Here is a 15,172-nt window from a genome sequence, read left to right on the forward strand (position 1 = left end):
CATGGCAGAGTTCACCGCCAGCGTTTTTCAGAATGAATTCCTCTCAGACGGGGCCACAGACGTTCACGCCATCGTGACGGTCACGGTCTCGGGCGCGGGCCAGGCGGGGCAGGGGCAGGGCATGGCTGCCGGCGAGATCATCATCGTCGACACGTCAGGGTCGATGACCGGCGAGAATCTCGGCGCTGCCAAGCACGCGGCCGCGGTGGCGATCGACCAGATCCTCGACGGCACCTGGTTCGCCGTCATCTCCGGAACCGATACAGCGGCTCGAGCGTTCCCGTATCCGAACGCCCGACTTCCCATGGTGCAGATGGAGCCGGGCGCCCGCGCCGCGGCCAAGCAGGCCGTCGCCTCGTTCCAGCCCTCCGGCGGCACCGCTATGGGCACGTGGCTCACGCTCGCTCGTGAACTCTTCCAGGCCACACCGCAGGCCACCCAGCGTCACGCGATCCTTCTCACCGACGGCAAGAACGAGCACGAGTCGGCACAGGCGCTGAGCCAGGCCATCTACAACGCCACCGGCGTCTTCCAGTGCGACGCCCGCGGCGTCGGTTCACGCTGGCAGGTCGACGAGTTGCGCCAGATCGCCACCGCTCTGCTCGGCACCGTCGATCTCATCGCCAAGCCCGCCGACATGGCCGCCGACTTCGAGAGCATCATCAAGCAGTCGATGGGCCGAGGCGTGGCGTCGGCCGAGCTGCGCGTCTGGGCTCCGCAGGGGTCCGAGGTGTTGTTCGTGCGACAGGTCGCCCCCACCGTCGAAGACCTCACCACCCGCAAGACCATGGTCAACCCGCTCACGGGCTCGTACCCCACGGGATCGTGGGGTGATGAGTCGCGCGACTACCACGTCGCCGTCCGGGTCGCCTCGAAGCCCGTGGGCTCCGAGCAGCTCGCGGCCCGCGTGCAGCTGACCGTGCGCGACGAGGTCGTCGCATCCGGTCTCGTGAAGGCGCGCTGGTCGAACGACGACGCCCTCACGGCGCGGATCGACCCGGCCGTGGCGCACTACACGGGCCAGACCGAGCTCGCCTCGGCCATCCAGGACGGCCTTGCGGCCAAGGCCGCCGGCGATGCCGCGACCGCCACCGTGAAACTGGGTCGCGCGGTTCAGCTCGCCGCCGAGACAGGCAACGACGAGGCGACCGCGAAGCTCCGAAAGGTCGTCGAGATCGACGACGCGAACGAAGGCACCGTGCGGCTTCGTCGTGACGTGGCGAAGCTCGACGAGATGGCGCTCGATACCGCATCGACGAAGACGACGCGGGTGCGCAAATGACCCTGTGCCCCAACGGACACTCGTCGGCCTCGACCGACTACTGCGACGTGTGCGGAACGCCGATGGTGGCCGCCGCGCCTGTCGCACCGACCCCGACGATGGCGATGCCCACCGTCTCGGGTTCGAGTGAGCCGATCACGTGCCCGAACTGCTCGTTCCCCAACCTGCCGGATGCGCTGTTCTGCGAGAACTGCGGATACGACTTCACGACAGGGTCGCTTCCCGAGCCCGATCCCGATGGTCTGGGATTCGGTGCTCCGCTGACCGCGCCGGCCCCCGTGCCGAACGCTCCCGCCGTCGTGCCGGTCGTCGCACCGGTGTCGAGTCTCGACATCGAGGAGGGCGATCTCGGCAAGCACGAGGCCGCCGGCGATCCCGGTTACGTCGAGGCGCCCGCCATCGAGGGCCAGCCGACGGTCGAGCCTGCAGGAGCGGCTGAGGCCTCGGAACCGGCGGCAGCGGAACCGGAGGCAGAAACGGGTCCCGTCGCATCCCCGCCCGCCGTCTCGACGATCGAGGGCGACAGCGCATGGGTCGCCGAGGTCTGGGTCGATCCCGAGTGGTACGCCGCGCAGAAGTCCGACGACCCGCTCCCCTCCGGGGGACTGCCCGAGATCGTCGTGCTCAAGCAGAGCAGCCTGCTGGTGGGCCGCACCTCGGTATCTCGGGATATCCACCCGCAGATCGAGTGCGGCACCGACAGCGGCGTTTCGAGACGGCACTGCCAGCTCAACACCGATGGACAGCGCTGGTGGGTCGAAGACCTCCAGTCGTCGAATGGCACCTTCGTGGGTGCCGCCGGCGAGGAGCTGCCGAGCGTTCCGATCCAGCCGGGGCAACGCCGTGAGGTGCACGACGGCGACCGCATCTTCGTGGGCGCGTGGACGCGACTCGTCATTCGAAAGGCGCTGCCCGGCGAAGCGTAGGTACCGTTTCCTGAGCCCGTCGAAGGGGGCCTGCGACAGGCTCAGGGAACGAACGGCTCAGCGTTCCTGCAGTGCCAGGTCGATCAGTTCGTCGATGAGCTGCGGGTAGCTCAGCCCCGACGCGATCCAGCAGGCCGGGAACATCGAGATCGGTGTGAAGCCGGGCATCGTGTTGAGCTCGTTCACGACGAACCCGTTATCGGTGAGAAAGAAATCGACGCGGGCGAGCCCGGCTCCGCCGATGGACTCGAATGCGGTGGCCGCGATGCTCTGCATGGTGGCGAGCTGATCGTCGCTCATCGGCGCGGGGCACACCAGCTCGATGCCGGGGGCGTCGAGGTACTTCGCGTCGAAGTCGTAGAACGCTCTGTCGGTCATGACGACCTCGCCCGCCACCGATACCCGGGTGGGTGCGCCGTCGCGGCCCTCGAGAACGCCGCACTCGACCTCGCGGCCCACGATTCCCTCTTCGATGAGGACTTTGTCGTCCTCGGCGAGGGCGACCTCCATAGCCTCGGCCAGTTGCGACCAATCGGTGATGCGACTCACTCCGACAGACGAGCCGGCGCGAGCGGGCTTCACGAACGCCGGCAGTCCGAGCGAGGAAGCGCGTTCGGCGACGAGGGTGGGCGATTGAGCCCACTGCCGGGCCGTGACCGTGTTCCACGGAGCGACCTCGATGCCGGCCTGCAGCAGAACCGTCTTGGTGAAGTGCTTGTCCATGCCGAGCGCCGAGGCGAGAACGCCCGACCCCACGAAGGGCAGCCCGAGGAGCTCGAGCATGCCCTGCACCGTGCCGTCTTCACCGAAACGTCCGTGCAGAATCGGAAAGACGACATCCACCTCGCCGAGGCTTCGTGTGGTGCCGTCGGCGAGTTCGACTGTCAGCGTGCGGTCGCCCGCCTTGTCTGGCCAGCGCATGCGCGTGCCGTTGTCGAGCACACGGGGCATGGCGTCGGCGTCGATCGCGAACTTGGCCGGGTCGTCGTCTTCGAGAACGAACGATCCCTCGCCGGTGATGCCGATCGGAATGACATCGAACCGCTCGCGGTCAATCGCGTGAAGAACTCCGCCCGCCGTCGCGCAGCTGATCGAGTGCTCGCTTGAACGGCCTCCAAAAAGCAGAGCCACCACTGTTTTTCCGGCCATCGATTGTCCTTTCGCCCTGCGGCTCGTCGGAGTCCGTCGTCAGGTGGGGAGCTATGTCCCGAGGATTCAGCGTACCGGCCAGCACCTCGCTGACCTGCTTGACGATGGGCATGTCCACGCCTTTGGCAGAGGCAAGTTCGAGGATCGGTGCGACAGAGGCGAGGCCCTCCGCCGTCTGCTGCATGCTCTTCACGACGTCGGCGAAGCTGTAGCCCTGGCCGAGCAGTCGACCCGCCGTGTTGTTGCGCGACAGCGACGAGCTGCTCGTGGCGATGAGGTCGCCCAGACCCGCGAGGCCCGCGAGCGTATCGGCCTGCGCCCCGTACGCCACAGCGAAGTCGGTCATTTCGGCCAGGCCCCGTGTGATGATCGACGCCTTCGTGTTCTCTCCGTAGCCCACACCGTCGACGATGCCGATGGCCACGGCGATGAGGTTCTTGAGCACGCCGCCGAACTCCGTGCCGATGACGTCGACGTTCACGAAGGAACGGAAGTATCGGTTGCTCGCCACCATCGCGACACGCTGGGCGGTCTCGAGGCTCTGCGACGAGATGACGGCGGCCGTGGGCTGCTCTTTCGCGATCTCGAGCGCCAGGTTCGGGCCGGATGCGACGGCGATGCGATCGCGGTCGATCTCGAGTCCCAGCTCGATCACCTCGCTCATGCGCAGGCCGGACTTCTTCTCGACGCCCTTCATGAGGCTGATCACCAGGGCGTCCGGCGGGAGCAGCGGCTTGATCGCGGCGAGGTTGTCTCGCAGGCTCTGGCTCGGAATCGAGACGAAGACCATCTCTGCGCCCACGAGGGCCTCGGCGAGGCTGGAGGTCGCCGTGACGGAAAGCGGAAGGTTGATGCCGGGCAGGTAGTCGCTGTTGCGCTTGGCCTCGCTGATCTCGCGGGCCAGTTCGGGGCGTCGCGCCCATAAAGTGACGTCGCTTCCACCGTCTGCGAGGATCTTCGCGAAGGTCGTTCCCCAGCTTCCTGCCCCGAGCACGGTGACGCGACGGCGGGGCGGAACGACTGAGACGGGCCTGGTCCTACTCAAAACGTCCGGTCTCCTTCTGGTTGTGCGCTGCGGGATTCCACCGTTCGACCGGCGCCGTCTCGCCTCGTAGCCGTTCGAGGAGAGCGGTGATGTCGGCCATGACCAGCTCGGTCGCCGCGGTCAGCAGTGCCGAGTTGATCGGCTTGCCCCGGAACTCGGTGAGGTCGACGGGGTCTCCGAATGCCACCTTGATGGTCTTGCGCGGAAAGAGGCTGATCTTGTTCGAGTACCGGGCCATGACGGCCTGGGTACCCCAGTGCGCCGCCGGTATCAGCGGCAGGTTCTGCTCGAGCGCCATCCGCACCGCTCCGGTCTTGCCTCTCATCGGCCAGATCTGCGGGTCACGGGTTAGCGTGCCCTCCGGGTAGATGATCACGGCGTTGCCCTTGTCGACCAGCTCGTTGGCGGCCTTCAACGGCTCGCTGCCTCGAATCGAACCGGCACGCTCCACGGGAATCTGGCCCGTGCCGCGAAGCACCGCCCCCACGACAGGAACCTTGAACAGCGAGGCCTTCGCCAAGAATCGCGGCGCTCTGCCGAGCTTCCAGATCGACCAGCCCATGATCACCGGATCGATGTTGCTGTAGTGATTCGGCGACAGCACGAACGCGCCCTTTGGGGGAAGCTTCTGCGGGTCTGTGAACTCGATTTTCGCGATGCTCGACAAGAAGGGCACCAGCACGGCCGCGAGAACGCGGAATCCGACGGTCTTCTCGGCCGCCTGGTTCGCCACCGCTAAACCTCGAAGGAGAAGTCAGCTCCGAGCTTCTCGAGCTTGGCCACGAAGTCCCCATAGCCTCGGCCGATGAGCCCGACGTTGCTCACGGTCGACCGGCCGTTCGCCGTCAATGCGGCGATGAGGTGGCTGAAGCCGCCGCGCAGGTCGGGAACGACGATCTCGCTTCCGTGCAGCTTGGTGGGTCCGGTGATCACCGCGGCCTGCTCGAGCGGGCGACGCGGAACGCGCCGTTCCCCGCCCTCGAGCCCGTTCTTGTGCACCTGGATGTTCGCGCCCATCTCGACCAGCGCATCCGTGAACCCGAAGCGGTCTTCGTAGACGGTCTCGTGAACGACCGAGGTGCCGATCGCCTGCGTCAGCGCGATGATGAGCGGCTGCTGCCAGTCGGTCATGAAGCCGGGGTGCACATCGGTCTCGATGGTCACGGGCTTGAGGTCGCCGCCGGGGTGGTAGAAGCGGATGCCGTCTTCCTCGATGTCGAACGCGCCACCGATCTTGCGGAAGACGTTGAGGAACGTCATCATGTCCTGCTGCTTGGCGCCCTTGCAGGTGATGTCGCCGCCCGTGGCCAGCGCGGCCGAGGCCCAGCTGGCTGCCTCGTTGCGATCGAACAGCGCCCGGTGGTCGTAGCCCTTGAGGCTGTCGACGCCCTCGATGAGGATGACGCGGTTGGGCTCGACCGAGATGATCGCGCCCATCTTCTGCAGCACGGCGATGAGATCCATGATCTCGGGCTCGATCGCCGCGTTCTTGAGCTCCGTGGTGCCCTTCACTCGAACGGCCGTCAACAGCACCTGTTCGGTGGCGCCGACGCTCGGGTAGGCGAACTCGATGTTCGCTCCGTGCAGGCCGTTGGGCGCCGAGATGTCGATTCCGCTGGGCAGCTTGTCGACGATCGCGCCGAACTGACGCAGCGCGTCGAGGTGGAAGTCGATGGGACGGTCGCCGATGCGGCATCCGCCGAGGTCGGGGATGAAGGCGTGGCCCAGACGGTGCAGCAGCGGGCCGCAGAACAGGATCGGGATGCGGCTCGACCCGGAGAGGGCGTCGATCTCGGCGCTGTTCGCGCTGGCGACGTTCGACGGGTCGAAGATCAGGATGCCGGTCTCGGCGCTTCCCGAGATCGTCACACCGTGGGCCTCGAGCAGGCTGGCGACGACGCTGACGTCGGAGATGTCGGGCACATCGCGCAGGATGCTCTTGGTATCGCCGAGCAGAGAGGCGACCATGGCCTTGGTGACCAGATTCTTGGCCCCACGCACGTCGATCGTGCCTCGAAGCGGACGACCGCCGTTGATGATGATCGTGTCGCTGGGTAGACCCACTCTGCGTGCCGCCTTCTGCGCATCCTGAACGAGGGAATTCACTAGATATAACCGCCTGTACTGCTCTTATTTAACGGGAAGAGTCTTCGGGCGCCAGCTCTCGCGGCGGCCCTCGAACTCCGTGATTCGCGCTTCGTCGCGCAGGGTGAGCCCGATGTCGTCGAGGCCTTCGAGAAGCCTCCACCGAGTGTAGTCATCGATCTCGAAGGGCACGGTGAGCGCCCCCGCGGTCACCGTCTTGGCTGGAAGATCGACCGTGACCTCGAGCCCTGGCTGCGCGTCGATCAGCGCCCAGATCTTCTCGATGTCTGCTTCAGCGAGCTGGGCCGCAAGCAGCCCCTGCTTGCCCGAGTTGCCTCGGAAGATGTCGCCGAACCGAGCACTGAGCACCGCCTTGAACCCGTAGTCGCGCAGCGCCCAGACGGCGTGCTCGCGCGAGGAGCCGGTTCCGAAGTCGGGCCCGGCGACGAGAACGGAGCCCGACCTGAAGGGTTCTCTGTTGAGCACGAACTCGGGGTCTTGACGCCAGCCGTAGAACAGCGCGTCTTCGAAGCCGGTCTTGGTGACGCGCTTGAGGAACACGGCGGGGATGATCTGGTCGGTGTCGATGTTCGATCGCTCGAGCGGCACGGCGACGCCGGTGATGACAGAAACCTTTTCCATTACTTGCCTCCTGCGTTCACGAGCCGGGCGTCGTCGACGGCGAGATCCCATGGACTCGACAGGGTTCCACGCACCGCCGTGGCAGCAGCGACGAGGGGCGAGACGAGGTGCGTGCGACCGCCCTTGCCCTGGCGACCTTCGAAGTTGCGATTCGAGGTCGACGCGCAACGCTCTCCGGGTTCGAGCTGGTCGGGGTTCATTCCGAGACACATCGAGCAGCCGGCGAAGCGCCAGTCGGCGCCGAAGTCCTTGAACACCTTGTCGAGCCCCTCGGCCTCGGCTTCGATGCGAACGCGAGCGGATCCAGGCACGACCATGACGCGCACGTTCTCGGCCTTGGTGCGGCCCCGGATGATGTCGGCGGCTGCGCGGAGATCTTCGATGCGCGAGTTGGTGCACGAGCCGATGAAGACGGTGTCGACCGCGATGTCCTTCATCGGGGTTCCCGCTTCGAGAGCCATGTACTCGAGCGCACGCTCTGCCGCGGCGCGCTCGTTGGGGTCGATGATCACCGAGGGGTCGGGCACGGGCTGCGAGAGGGAGACACCCTGGCCGGGGTTGGTTCCCCAGGTGACGAACGGCTCGAGCTCGTTCGCATCGAGGAACACCTCGGCATCGAAGACGGCGTCGTCGTCGGAGCGCAGCGTCTTCCAGTATTCGACGGCAGCGTCCCAGTCGTCGCCCTCGGGCGCGTGCGGCCTTCCCTTGAGGTAGTCGAAGGTGGTCTCGTCGGGGGCGACCATGCCAGCGCGAGCACCGGCCTCGATCGACATGTTGCAGATCGTCATGCGGCCCTCCATCGAGAGCGAGCGAATAGCGGAGCCGCGGTACTCGAGCACGTAGCCCTGGCCGCCTCCCGTCGAGATCTTGGCGATGACGGCGAGGATGATGTCTTTGGCGGTCACACCCGGGCGCAGTTCGCCCTCGACGGTGATGGCCATGGTCTTGAAAGCCTTGAGCGGGAGCGTCTGCGTGGCCATGACGTGCTCGACCTCGCTGGTGCCGATGCCGAACGCCATCGCACCGAATGCGCCGTGCGTGCTCGTGTGCGAATCGCCGCACACCACCGTGATGCCCGGCATGGTGAGGCCGAGCTGCGGGCCCACCACATGTACGATCCCCTGCTCGACGTCGCCGAGCGAGTGCAGCCGGATGCCGAATTCCTTGGCATTGCGACGCAGCGTCTCGATCTGCGTGCGGCTGGTGAGGTCGGCGATGGGCTTGTCGATCGCCGCCGTCGGGGTGTTGTGGTCTTCGGTCGCGATCGTGAGATCAGGACGTCGGACGGGCCGACCCGCGACCCGGAGGCCGTCGAAGGCCTGAGGACTCGTTACCTCGTGCACCAGGTGGAGGTCGATGTAGATGAGGTCGGGGGTGCCGTTCTCTCCCTCGACCACGAGGTGGTCTTCCCACACCTTTTCGGCGAGGGTCTTGCCGCGACGCGCCGGCGAATCTGAAATCGTCATTAGTGATGCCTTCTCTTATGAATCTGCTTGCGAGAGCCCATGACACACTCCGCGACGAGGTGAGGCCTTAGAACGAGGACTCGTCGCGGCAACCAAGAAGGAGTCGACCAGACAGCATCCGTCAAGGGTAACACCCGCGGTCCTCCCGGGCATTCCCGACCGGTCTCGGCGGCCCGGTGCACCGCCTATAGCGGGCTAGCGCTTGTCGGCGTCGGTCGGAGCGTCCTCGAGCTTGGTCGACGACACGCTCTCGCGTCGCATCGCAATGAGACTCGCGATCGTGGCCACGGCCATCGACCCGATGATGACGATCAGAGAGGTCCAGGTCGAGATGTCGGGCGCCCACTCGATGTGCTGACCGCCGTTGATGAACGGCAGCTCGTTCTCGTGCAGCGCGTGCGACACGAGCTTGAACCCGATGAACGCCAGGATGAACGCGATTCCGTAGTGCAGGTAGACCAGCTTCTCGAGCAGACCACCCAGCAGGAAGAACAGTTGACGCAGGCCCATCAGCGCGAAGACGTTGGCGGTGAAGACGATGAACGGGCTCGTCGTGATGCCGAAAATGGCCGGGATCGAGTCGAGGGCGAACAGCAGATCGGTGGAGCCGAGCGCGATGAAGACGATGAGCATCGGGGTGAAGATCTTCTTGCCGTCGACGCGGGTGCGCACCTTCGCCCCGTCGAAATCGTTCGAGATGCTGATGTGGCGACGCAGGAAGCGGATCAGTCGACTCTCGCCGGCATCGGCGTCGTCGTGCTTGGAGAACGCCTGCTGCCAGGCCGTGTAGAGGAGGAAGGCACCGAAGAGGTAGAAGATCCAGCTGAAGTTCTCGATGAGCTGGGCGCCGAGCAGAATGAAGATGCCGCGCAGAACGAGGGCGATGAGGATGCCCACCATCAGCGCCTCCTGCTGCAGGTGCTTGGGCACCTTGAACCGCGCCATGATGATGATGAAGACGAAGAGGTTGTCGATCGAGAGGCTGTACTCCGTGAGCCACCCGGCGAGGAACTGTCCGGCGTGCTCACCGTCGGCGAAGATCAGCATCAGCAGCGCGAACACCAGCGCGAGACCGATGTAGAACACGACCCACAGCGTCGATTCCTTGGCCGAGGGAATGTGCGGACGCTTGAGCACCAGCAGCAGGTCGACGACGAGGATCAGTGTCAGGATGACGAGCGACGAGATTTCGAACCAGATGGGCAGGTTCAGAGCTTCGGGCATGTGAGGGATGAGACCTTTCGGGATGGCGGGTACGCCGAGCGACCGAAAGTCTCTCCCGCGCGAACTCGAACCTGTCGGTCACGCCACCGCAACGGACCCGCGGCGATGGGGATCGTACTGACGACTGCGATGAAGGTGGGATACTCCCCTTCTGCAGGCGATGTTACAGGATCCTGACGCTATGATTCCGCCGAGACCGACTTTCAGGAGACCCCTTGGCCAGCAGACCGCAGACCACCGCCGTACCGTCCCAGCGCCAGTACCGACCGCAGACAGCGTGGGTCAAATCGGTGGGGTACCTGATCTTCTTCAGCCGCTGGCTGCAGGCCCCGCTGTATCTCGGACTGATCATCGCGCAGCTCGTCTACGTCGTGGTCTTCGTCATCGAACTCGTGCACCTCATCGAGACCGTACTGAAAGACCCTCTGCACATCGAGGAGTCGGTCATCATGCTCTCGGTGCTCGGACTGATCGACGTGGTCATGATCGCCAACCTGCTGATCATGGTCATCATCGGCGGCTACGAGACATTCGTCTCGAAGATCGATATTGAGGGGCATCCCGACCAGCCCGAGTGGCTCTCGCACGTCAACGCGAACGTGCTCAAGGTCAAGCTCGCCATGGCCATCATCGGCATCTCGTCGATCCACCTGCTGAAGACGTTCATCGAGGTGGGCGACCTCGGAGCCCCGGGCAGCAACAACGAAGAGGAGAGCCTCACCGGCGACGTCTACACGGGCGACGGCGTGTTCTGGCAGGTCATCATCCACACCGTCTTCATCCTGTCGGCGATCGCCCTGGCCGTGATCGACCGAATGTCGCAGAACCACGGCGCGTCGGCTCGGAGCCTCACGCACAAGCCGTCCGACCAGGTCGTCGATCCGATCGATTCTTCCCCGGTTCCCCAGGGAGCTGTCGCGGTGTCGGGCTACATCATCGACGGCAAGTTCGTCGAGCAGCGCTAGCTACCCGACGAACCTGCCGTCGACGGCCGTTTCAGATGGCTACTTGCCCAGATCGGCGAGCAGGGATGCGCGCACCTCGTCGAGACGTCGAGCGAAGGCGGCCGCGGTTCCGGTCGGCACGGGGCCGCGGGCACCGCTCGCCCGGAGCGCGGTGCGCACGGACTGGCGGAACTCGGCCAGCGCGATGTCGACGTCGCGGATCTCGTCTCGACTCGCATCTCGTGACGCCTCGGCGGTCGCCGGCGTCTCATCCGTCGCACGGGTCTCGTCACCATCGAGGGTGTCGCTCTTCGCGTCCCGGGTGGGCGCATCCTGCGTGGGATCGAACGCGAACCACGACGAGTACGACTGACTCGTGGCGTCGGTCGCCTCGCGCGCCTGTCGAGCTGCGGATGCCAGGTCGGCACGCAGGCTCTTCATGGCCTCGCCCACTCCGGAGCGCACCTCGTCGGCTAGGCGACGCACACTATCGGTAAGGTCGTTCTCGATCGACGTGAGTTCGCTCTCGCGTGCGTCGAGCTCGGCGCGCCCCGCCTCGGTGATCTCGTAGACGGTCTTGCGACCGTCGGCGGTCTTCGTGACGAGACCCTCGTCTTCGAGCTTCGCGAGTCGCGGGTAGATCGTGCCCGCGCTGGGCGCGTAGGTGCCGCCGAAGCGTTCGCTGAGCGCCTGGATCAATTCGTAGCCGTGCTTGGGCGACTCGTCGAGCAGCTTGAGCAGGTAGAGCCGGAGGTGGCCGTGGCCGAAGACGGGGGTCACAGGGATTCCCCCTCCGGAGCATCGAACGGGGCGGCGTCGGAGACGGGGGCGTCGTAGACACCGGTGGTCGGAGCCGTGGAGGCTCCCACCGTCGCGCGTCGCACCGAGGTGATGTCGCCCGAGACCGAGTTGGCCCGAACCTCGACCCACTTGCCGTCGAGTGTTCCCGCGGTGTGGTTGAACCCGCGTCCGCGCGTTCCTCGCGTCGTGGTCGAGTCGACCTGCAGCGTGCCGCTGACGCTGTTGAGCGTGAAGCGTGCCGCGGTCTCTTGATCGAGTCGAATGGTGAGGTCTCCGCTCACGGTGTTGTTGCTGATCTCCTCGGGAACGCCCGTGAGATCGAGGAACACGGCGCCCGAGACTCCGTCTGCCGAGAACTTGCGCAGCGCCCCGGTGACGGTGATGTCACCCGTGACGGTGTGCGCGTTCAGCACACCCTGCTGGTCACTGACCGAGATCTCTCCGTTGACGGTGTTGATGTCGAGGTCGCCGACGATGTCGTCGATCACGATGTCGCCCGAGACCGAGTTGATGCGAGCGTCGGTGCGCAGACCGGAGATGAGCGCACCGGCGTTGACGACGCCGAACTTCAGCTTCGAGTCGCGCGGAATCATGATGCTGATGTCGGCCTTAGCGGTGCCCTTGAACGACTTGAAGACGTCGATGAAGTTGTCCCAGCGCAGCTGCGGGTGGTCGATCTCGAGCACATCGCCGTCGATCGAGACCTTCAGGTCTTTGCCCGAGACCGAGTGCACCTCGACGCGAGCGCCGGGCTCGTCGTGGGCGATGACATCGATCTTGCCGCCGATGAGGCTGATCTTGACGGAGCGAACGAGTTCGAGGTCGATGACCTTGGGGCCGGTGACGACCCACTTCTCGATGGCCATGAATATCTCCTTGGTGTCTGTAACGCGATATATCGTGTTGGGTGACATCAAGATATATCGCGATAGAAGATCAAGTCAAGTTATATCTCGACTTGGATGCCCCTGGTCGTGTTAACGACGAAGCGCCCCGACCCACAAGGGGTCGGGGCGCTTCGAACGTTGTGTGGCGCGTTATGCGCGGCTGCGGCTTCCGCGACCCACGATGAGGCCGTAGATCAGAAGAACGACGATCGAGCCGACGATGGCGATGAGCCACGACTCGATGCTGAAGAATCCGTCGTAGCCGACGCCGAAGACCGCTCCACCGATCCAGCCGCCGACAAGGGCACCCACAACACCGAGGATGAGGGTTACAACCCATCCGCCGCCCTGCTTGCCCGGGAGGATCGCCTTGGCGATGGCTCCGGCGATGAGACCGAGAAGAAGAAAACCGAGAAAGCTCATGACTGTCTCTCCAATGCGCTGTGTATTGCAATAGACGGATTTCGACTACTGCAGCCAAGACACTAGCGGTCGTGCCTACTTTGGGGCACAGGGGTTGACATTAGGCACTTTCGTCCGGCTACTTCTCAGCCTTCCACCCCAGGAGGGGTGCGAGAATGCCCGCGATGTCCGTGAGGATCTGAACGTAGTCCTCGTGCTCGAGCGTGAAGGGCAAGGCGAAGACCACCTCTTCGACCGCCTGGAAGCCGGCGTGAGCGCGCAGCGCGTCGGCGATCTCCGCCGACGATCCCACGAGATCCGGTGCGAAGAGCATGCGCTGCGGCCCTTGCGGCGCCGTCGTGCGAGCAAATCGACGCTCGGCGAATGCCCGGTACTTCGCGGCCTGCTCGGGCGTGGCGGAGTCGGTGGGGATGACGACGAGCCCCTGCGACGCTCGAGCCGCCTGCCCCAGCGGGTGGCGATCGCGGAAGAGATCGATCTGCGCACGCTGGATGCGGGCGAAGTCGTCGTCCTCCTCCGCCCGGACGACGCTGCTGCTCAGCAGGTTGAGTCCGCGCTCCCCCGCCCATGCGGCAGACGACAGACCGGCCGCGCCGTACCAGACCCTGTCGGCTAGCCCGGGCGAGTGCGGCTGAATGCGCGTCGAGTACGCCTCGATGCCCTCGGTTCCCTCGAAGGTGCTCACGGCACCTCCGCGCAGGTTGTGCAGCAGACGGTCGACCCGCTCGGTCGTGAAGTTCTCTGTCTGCCACGAGTCCGGGTAGAGGTGCTCTTTGATGTCGTCGAAGTGCGTGGGGACCCCGACACTGACTCCCGGGTTGAGTCGACCGCGGCTCAGAACGTCGACCGTCGCGAGGTCCTCGGCGAGACGAAAAGGATTCTCGAGTCCGAGTGGGATGACCGCTGTTCCCAGCTCGATGCGGCTCGTTCGCTGGCTGGCCGCGGCGAGCACCGCGACGGGCGACGAGATCCCGTGCTGCAGATGCCGGTCGCGAAGCCAGGCGCTGTCGAAGCCCAACCGCTCCCCCAGCTCGATGATCTGCAGAGTGCTCTCGTGCCCTCCGAACGGGTCGGCCTCGTCGAAGAAGCCGATCGTCAGAAATCCGAGGCTCTTGAGATCGCGCGGGCTGTCTGTGCTCATGCCTTCACAGTACCGAGCGCAGCCCGCGCGTCCGCAACGAAAAAGCCCGGCACCCTTCGTGAGAAGGGAACCGGGCTGTCTGTGACCCCAACCGGATTCGAACCGGTGCTGCCGCCGTGAGAGGGCGGTGTCCTAGGCCGCTAAACGATGGGGCCGTCTGCAACTCAACGAGTATGCCATACGACCCGCCCTCAATGCCAATCGGCTCAGGCGAGCACGCGGAGCGCCCCGGGGACGACCTCGACGTCGACCGGCAGAGCCCCCACCCGCTCTCCGTCTGCGTAGGCGATCACGCCGTCGGCGTCGATGCGCACGCGCGACACCCTCGAGATGTCGACGATGTCGAGCCCGGTGTGGCTGCCGGAGAAGACCTTAGGGAACAGCCGCAGAAAACGCACACGCGACAGGGCGCCCACCCGGAACAGATCGAGAAATCCGTCATCGAGCACGGCGTCGGGCGTCACCGTCATGCCGCCGCCGAGCGACCGATTGTTCGCCACCGCGATCAGAGAGGCGCTCACGGTCGACGATGCACCGTCGACGGTGAGCTCGTAGCTGCGGGCGCGCAGGGTCGCGAGCTCGGCCAGCAATGCGATCACGTAGCGGCTGGCCCCGCGCGGTCGTTTCATGCGATTCGCCCGTTCGTTCACGAGGGCGTCGAAACCTGCCGAGAGCACTCCCCCGAACCAGGTCGAGCCGCCCTCGTGATGAACGCGGCCGGCATCGATGGTGCGCGGTCCCGAGACCAGAGCGGTGCGCAGAACAGCCAAGGCGTCGTCGAGCGAGTCCAGCGGGATGCCGAGGCCCCGGGCCATGTCATTGCCCGTGCCGGACGGGATGATTCCGAAGGGGATCCCGGTTTGCGCCGTCGCGTTGACCGCCAGGCTCACCATGCCGTCGCCGCCGACCACGATGAGCGCGTCTGCGGGGGCCGGGTCACCGGCATCCAGAGCCTGTAGAACGGCCGCGGCGAGAGAGCCGAAATCGGGCTGGGTCAGGGCGGTCACATGGTGACCGTCTGCGACGAGCGCGTCGACGACGCGTGGGCCGGTCGCGCTGCGCGAACCGAAGGAAGCTGAGGGGTTGATCGCGACGATGATCCGCTTCGGCGAGGTGCGCATGATGTGTTGATTATGGCCTACAGGCAATGCCCAATG

General features: G+C 65.5%; 15 protein-coding genes and 1 tRNA gene. 3 read left to right on the plus strand and 13 right to left on the minus strand.

Features of this window, described 5'->3' with window-relative positions; all coding sequences use genetic code 11:
* Position 1 precedes the first annotated feature (1 nt).
* Complete coding sequence (locus tag ASE64_RS01815; protein ID WP_055775100.1) at positions 2-1,282, plus strand: vWA domain-containing protein; 1,281 nt, start codon at positions 2-4, stop codon at positions 1,280-1,282.
* Positions 1,279-2,208 (plus strand): FHA domain-containing protein, encoded by a 930-nt coding sequence (locus ASE64_RS01820; RefSeq protein ID WP_055775103.1) that lies wholly within the window; start codon positions 1,279-1,281, stop codon positions 2,206-2,208. Before ASE64_RS01815 ends, ASE64_RS01820 begins: the two co-directional genes overlap by 4 nt.
* A gap of 57 nt (positions 2,209-2,265) precedes the next feature.
* On the opposite strand, the gene ASE64_RS01825 is transcribed toward ASE64_RS01820, so the two are convergent.
* The 7 genes from ASE64_RS01825 to ASE64_RS01855 all read right to left on the minus strand — a co-directional run bounded on the left by ASE64_RS01825 (position 2,266) and on the right by ASE64_RS01855 (position 9,819).
* A complete protein-coding gene (locus ASE64_RS01825) occupies positions 2,266-3,357 on the minus strand; it encodes a D-alanine--D-alanine ligase family protein (protein ID WP_055775105.1) in 1,092 nt (363 codons plus the stop codon).
* Complete coding sequence (locus ASE64_RS01830) at positions 3,260-4,402, minus strand: NAD(P)H-dependent glycerol-3-phosphate dehydrogenase (RefSeq protein WP_055775108.1); 1,143 nt, start codon at positions 4,400-4,402, stop codon at positions 3,260-3,262. The genes ASE64_RS01825 and ASE64_RS01830 overlap by 98 nt, the downstream gene beginning before the upstream one ends.
* Positions 4,395-5,135 (minus strand): lysophospholipid acyltransferase family protein, encoded by a 741-nt coding sequence (locus ASE64_RS01835; protein ID WP_055775111.1) that lies wholly within the window; start codon positions 5,133-5,135, stop codon positions 4,395-4,397. Before ASE64_RS01835 ends, ASE64_RS01830 begins: the two co-directional genes overlap by 8 nt.
* A 2-nt stretch (positions 5,136-5,137) precedes the next feature.
* Positions 5,138-6,508 (minus strand): UDP-N-acetylglucosamine 1-carboxyvinyltransferase, encoded by a 1,371-nt coding sequence (gene murA, locus ASE64_RS01840; protein WP_055775114.1) that lies wholly within the window; start codon positions 6,506-6,508, stop codon positions 5,138-5,140.
* A gap of 24 nt (positions 6,509-6,532) precedes the next feature.
* Positions 6,533-7,129 carry a 3-isopropylmalate dehydratase small subunit gene (gene leuD / locus ASE64_RS01845; RefSeq protein ID WP_055775117.1) on the minus strand — a complete coding sequence of 199 codons (597 nt, stop codon included), beginning with the start codon at positions 7,127-7,129 and terminating at the stop codon, positions 6,533-6,535.
* Positions 7,129-8,595 carry a 3-isopropylmalate dehydratase large subunit gene (gene leuC, locus ASE64_RS01850; RefSeq protein ID WP_055775121.1) on the minus strand — a complete coding sequence of 489 codons (1,467 nt, stop codon included), beginning with the start codon at positions 8,593-8,595 and terminating at the stop codon, positions 7,129-7,131. The genes leuD and leuC overlap by 1 nt, the downstream gene beginning before the upstream one ends.
* A gap of 195 nt (positions 8,596-8,790) precedes the next feature.
* Positions 8,791-9,819, minus strand: a complete 1,029-nt coding sequence (locus ASE64_RS01855; protein ID WP_055775123.1) for a TerC/Alx family metal homeostasis membrane protein — start codon at positions 9,817-9,819, stop codon at positions 8,791-8,793.
* Between the two features lie 215 nt (positions 9,820-10,034).
* Here ASE64_RS01855 and ASE64_RS01860 point away from each other — a divergent pair, with 215 nt between their 5' ends.
* Complete coding sequence (locus tag ASE64_RS01860; RefSeq protein ID WP_082465830.1) at positions 10,035-10,784, plus strand: TIGR00645 family protein; 750 nt, start codon at positions 10,035-10,037, stop codon at positions 10,782-10,784.
* Between the two features lie 39 nt (positions 10,785-10,823).
* On the opposite strand, the gene ASE64_RS01865 is transcribed toward ASE64_RS01860, so the two are convergent.
* From ASE64_RS01865 to ASE64_RS01890, 6 genes are all read right to left on the minus strand, one after another.
* Positions 10,824-11,543 (minus strand): PadR family transcriptional regulator, encoded by a 720-nt coding sequence (locus ASE64_RS01865; protein ID WP_055775126.1) that lies wholly within the window; start codon positions 11,541-11,543, stop codon positions 10,824-10,826.
* Positions 11,540-12,430 (minus strand): DUF4097 family beta strand repeat-containing protein, encoded by an 891-nt coding sequence (locus ASE64_RS01870; protein WP_082465831.1) that lies wholly within the window; start codon positions 12,428-12,430, stop codon positions 11,540-11,542. The genes ASE64_RS01865 and ASE64_RS01870 overlap by 4 nt, the downstream gene beginning before the upstream one ends.
* Before the next feature lie 171 nt (positions 12,431-12,601).
* Positions 12,602-12,874: a GlsB/YeaQ/YmgE family stress response membrane protein gene (locus ASE64_RS01875; RefSeq protein WP_055775129.1), complete on the minus strand. Its 273-nt coding sequence runs from the start codon at positions 12,872-12,874 to the stop codon at positions 12,602-12,604.
* Positions 12,875-12,992: 118 nt separating this feature from the next.
* Entirely contained in the window at positions 12,993-14,015 is a 1,023-nt protein-coding gene (locus tag ASE64_RS01880) for an LLM class flavin-dependent oxidoreductase (protein ID WP_055775132.1), read from the minus strand.
* A gap of 82 nt (positions 14,016-14,097) precedes the next feature.
* Positions 14,098-14,170, minus strand: a tRNA-Glu gene (locus ASE64_RS01885).
* 51 nt (positions 14,171-14,221) lie between these two features.
* Positions 14,222-15,136: a diacylglycerol/lipid kinase family protein gene (locus ASE64_RS01890; protein ID WP_055775135.1), complete on the minus strand. Its 915-nt coding sequence runs from the start codon at positions 15,134-15,136 to the stop codon at positions 14,222-14,224.
* Positions 15,137-15,172 lie beyond the last annotated feature (36 nt).

Origin of the sequence: Agreia sp. Leaf210 (assembly GCF_001421485.1) — a bacterium.
Classification (GTDB): Bacteria; Actinomycetota; Actinomycetes; order Actinomycetales; family Microbacteriaceae; genus Agreia.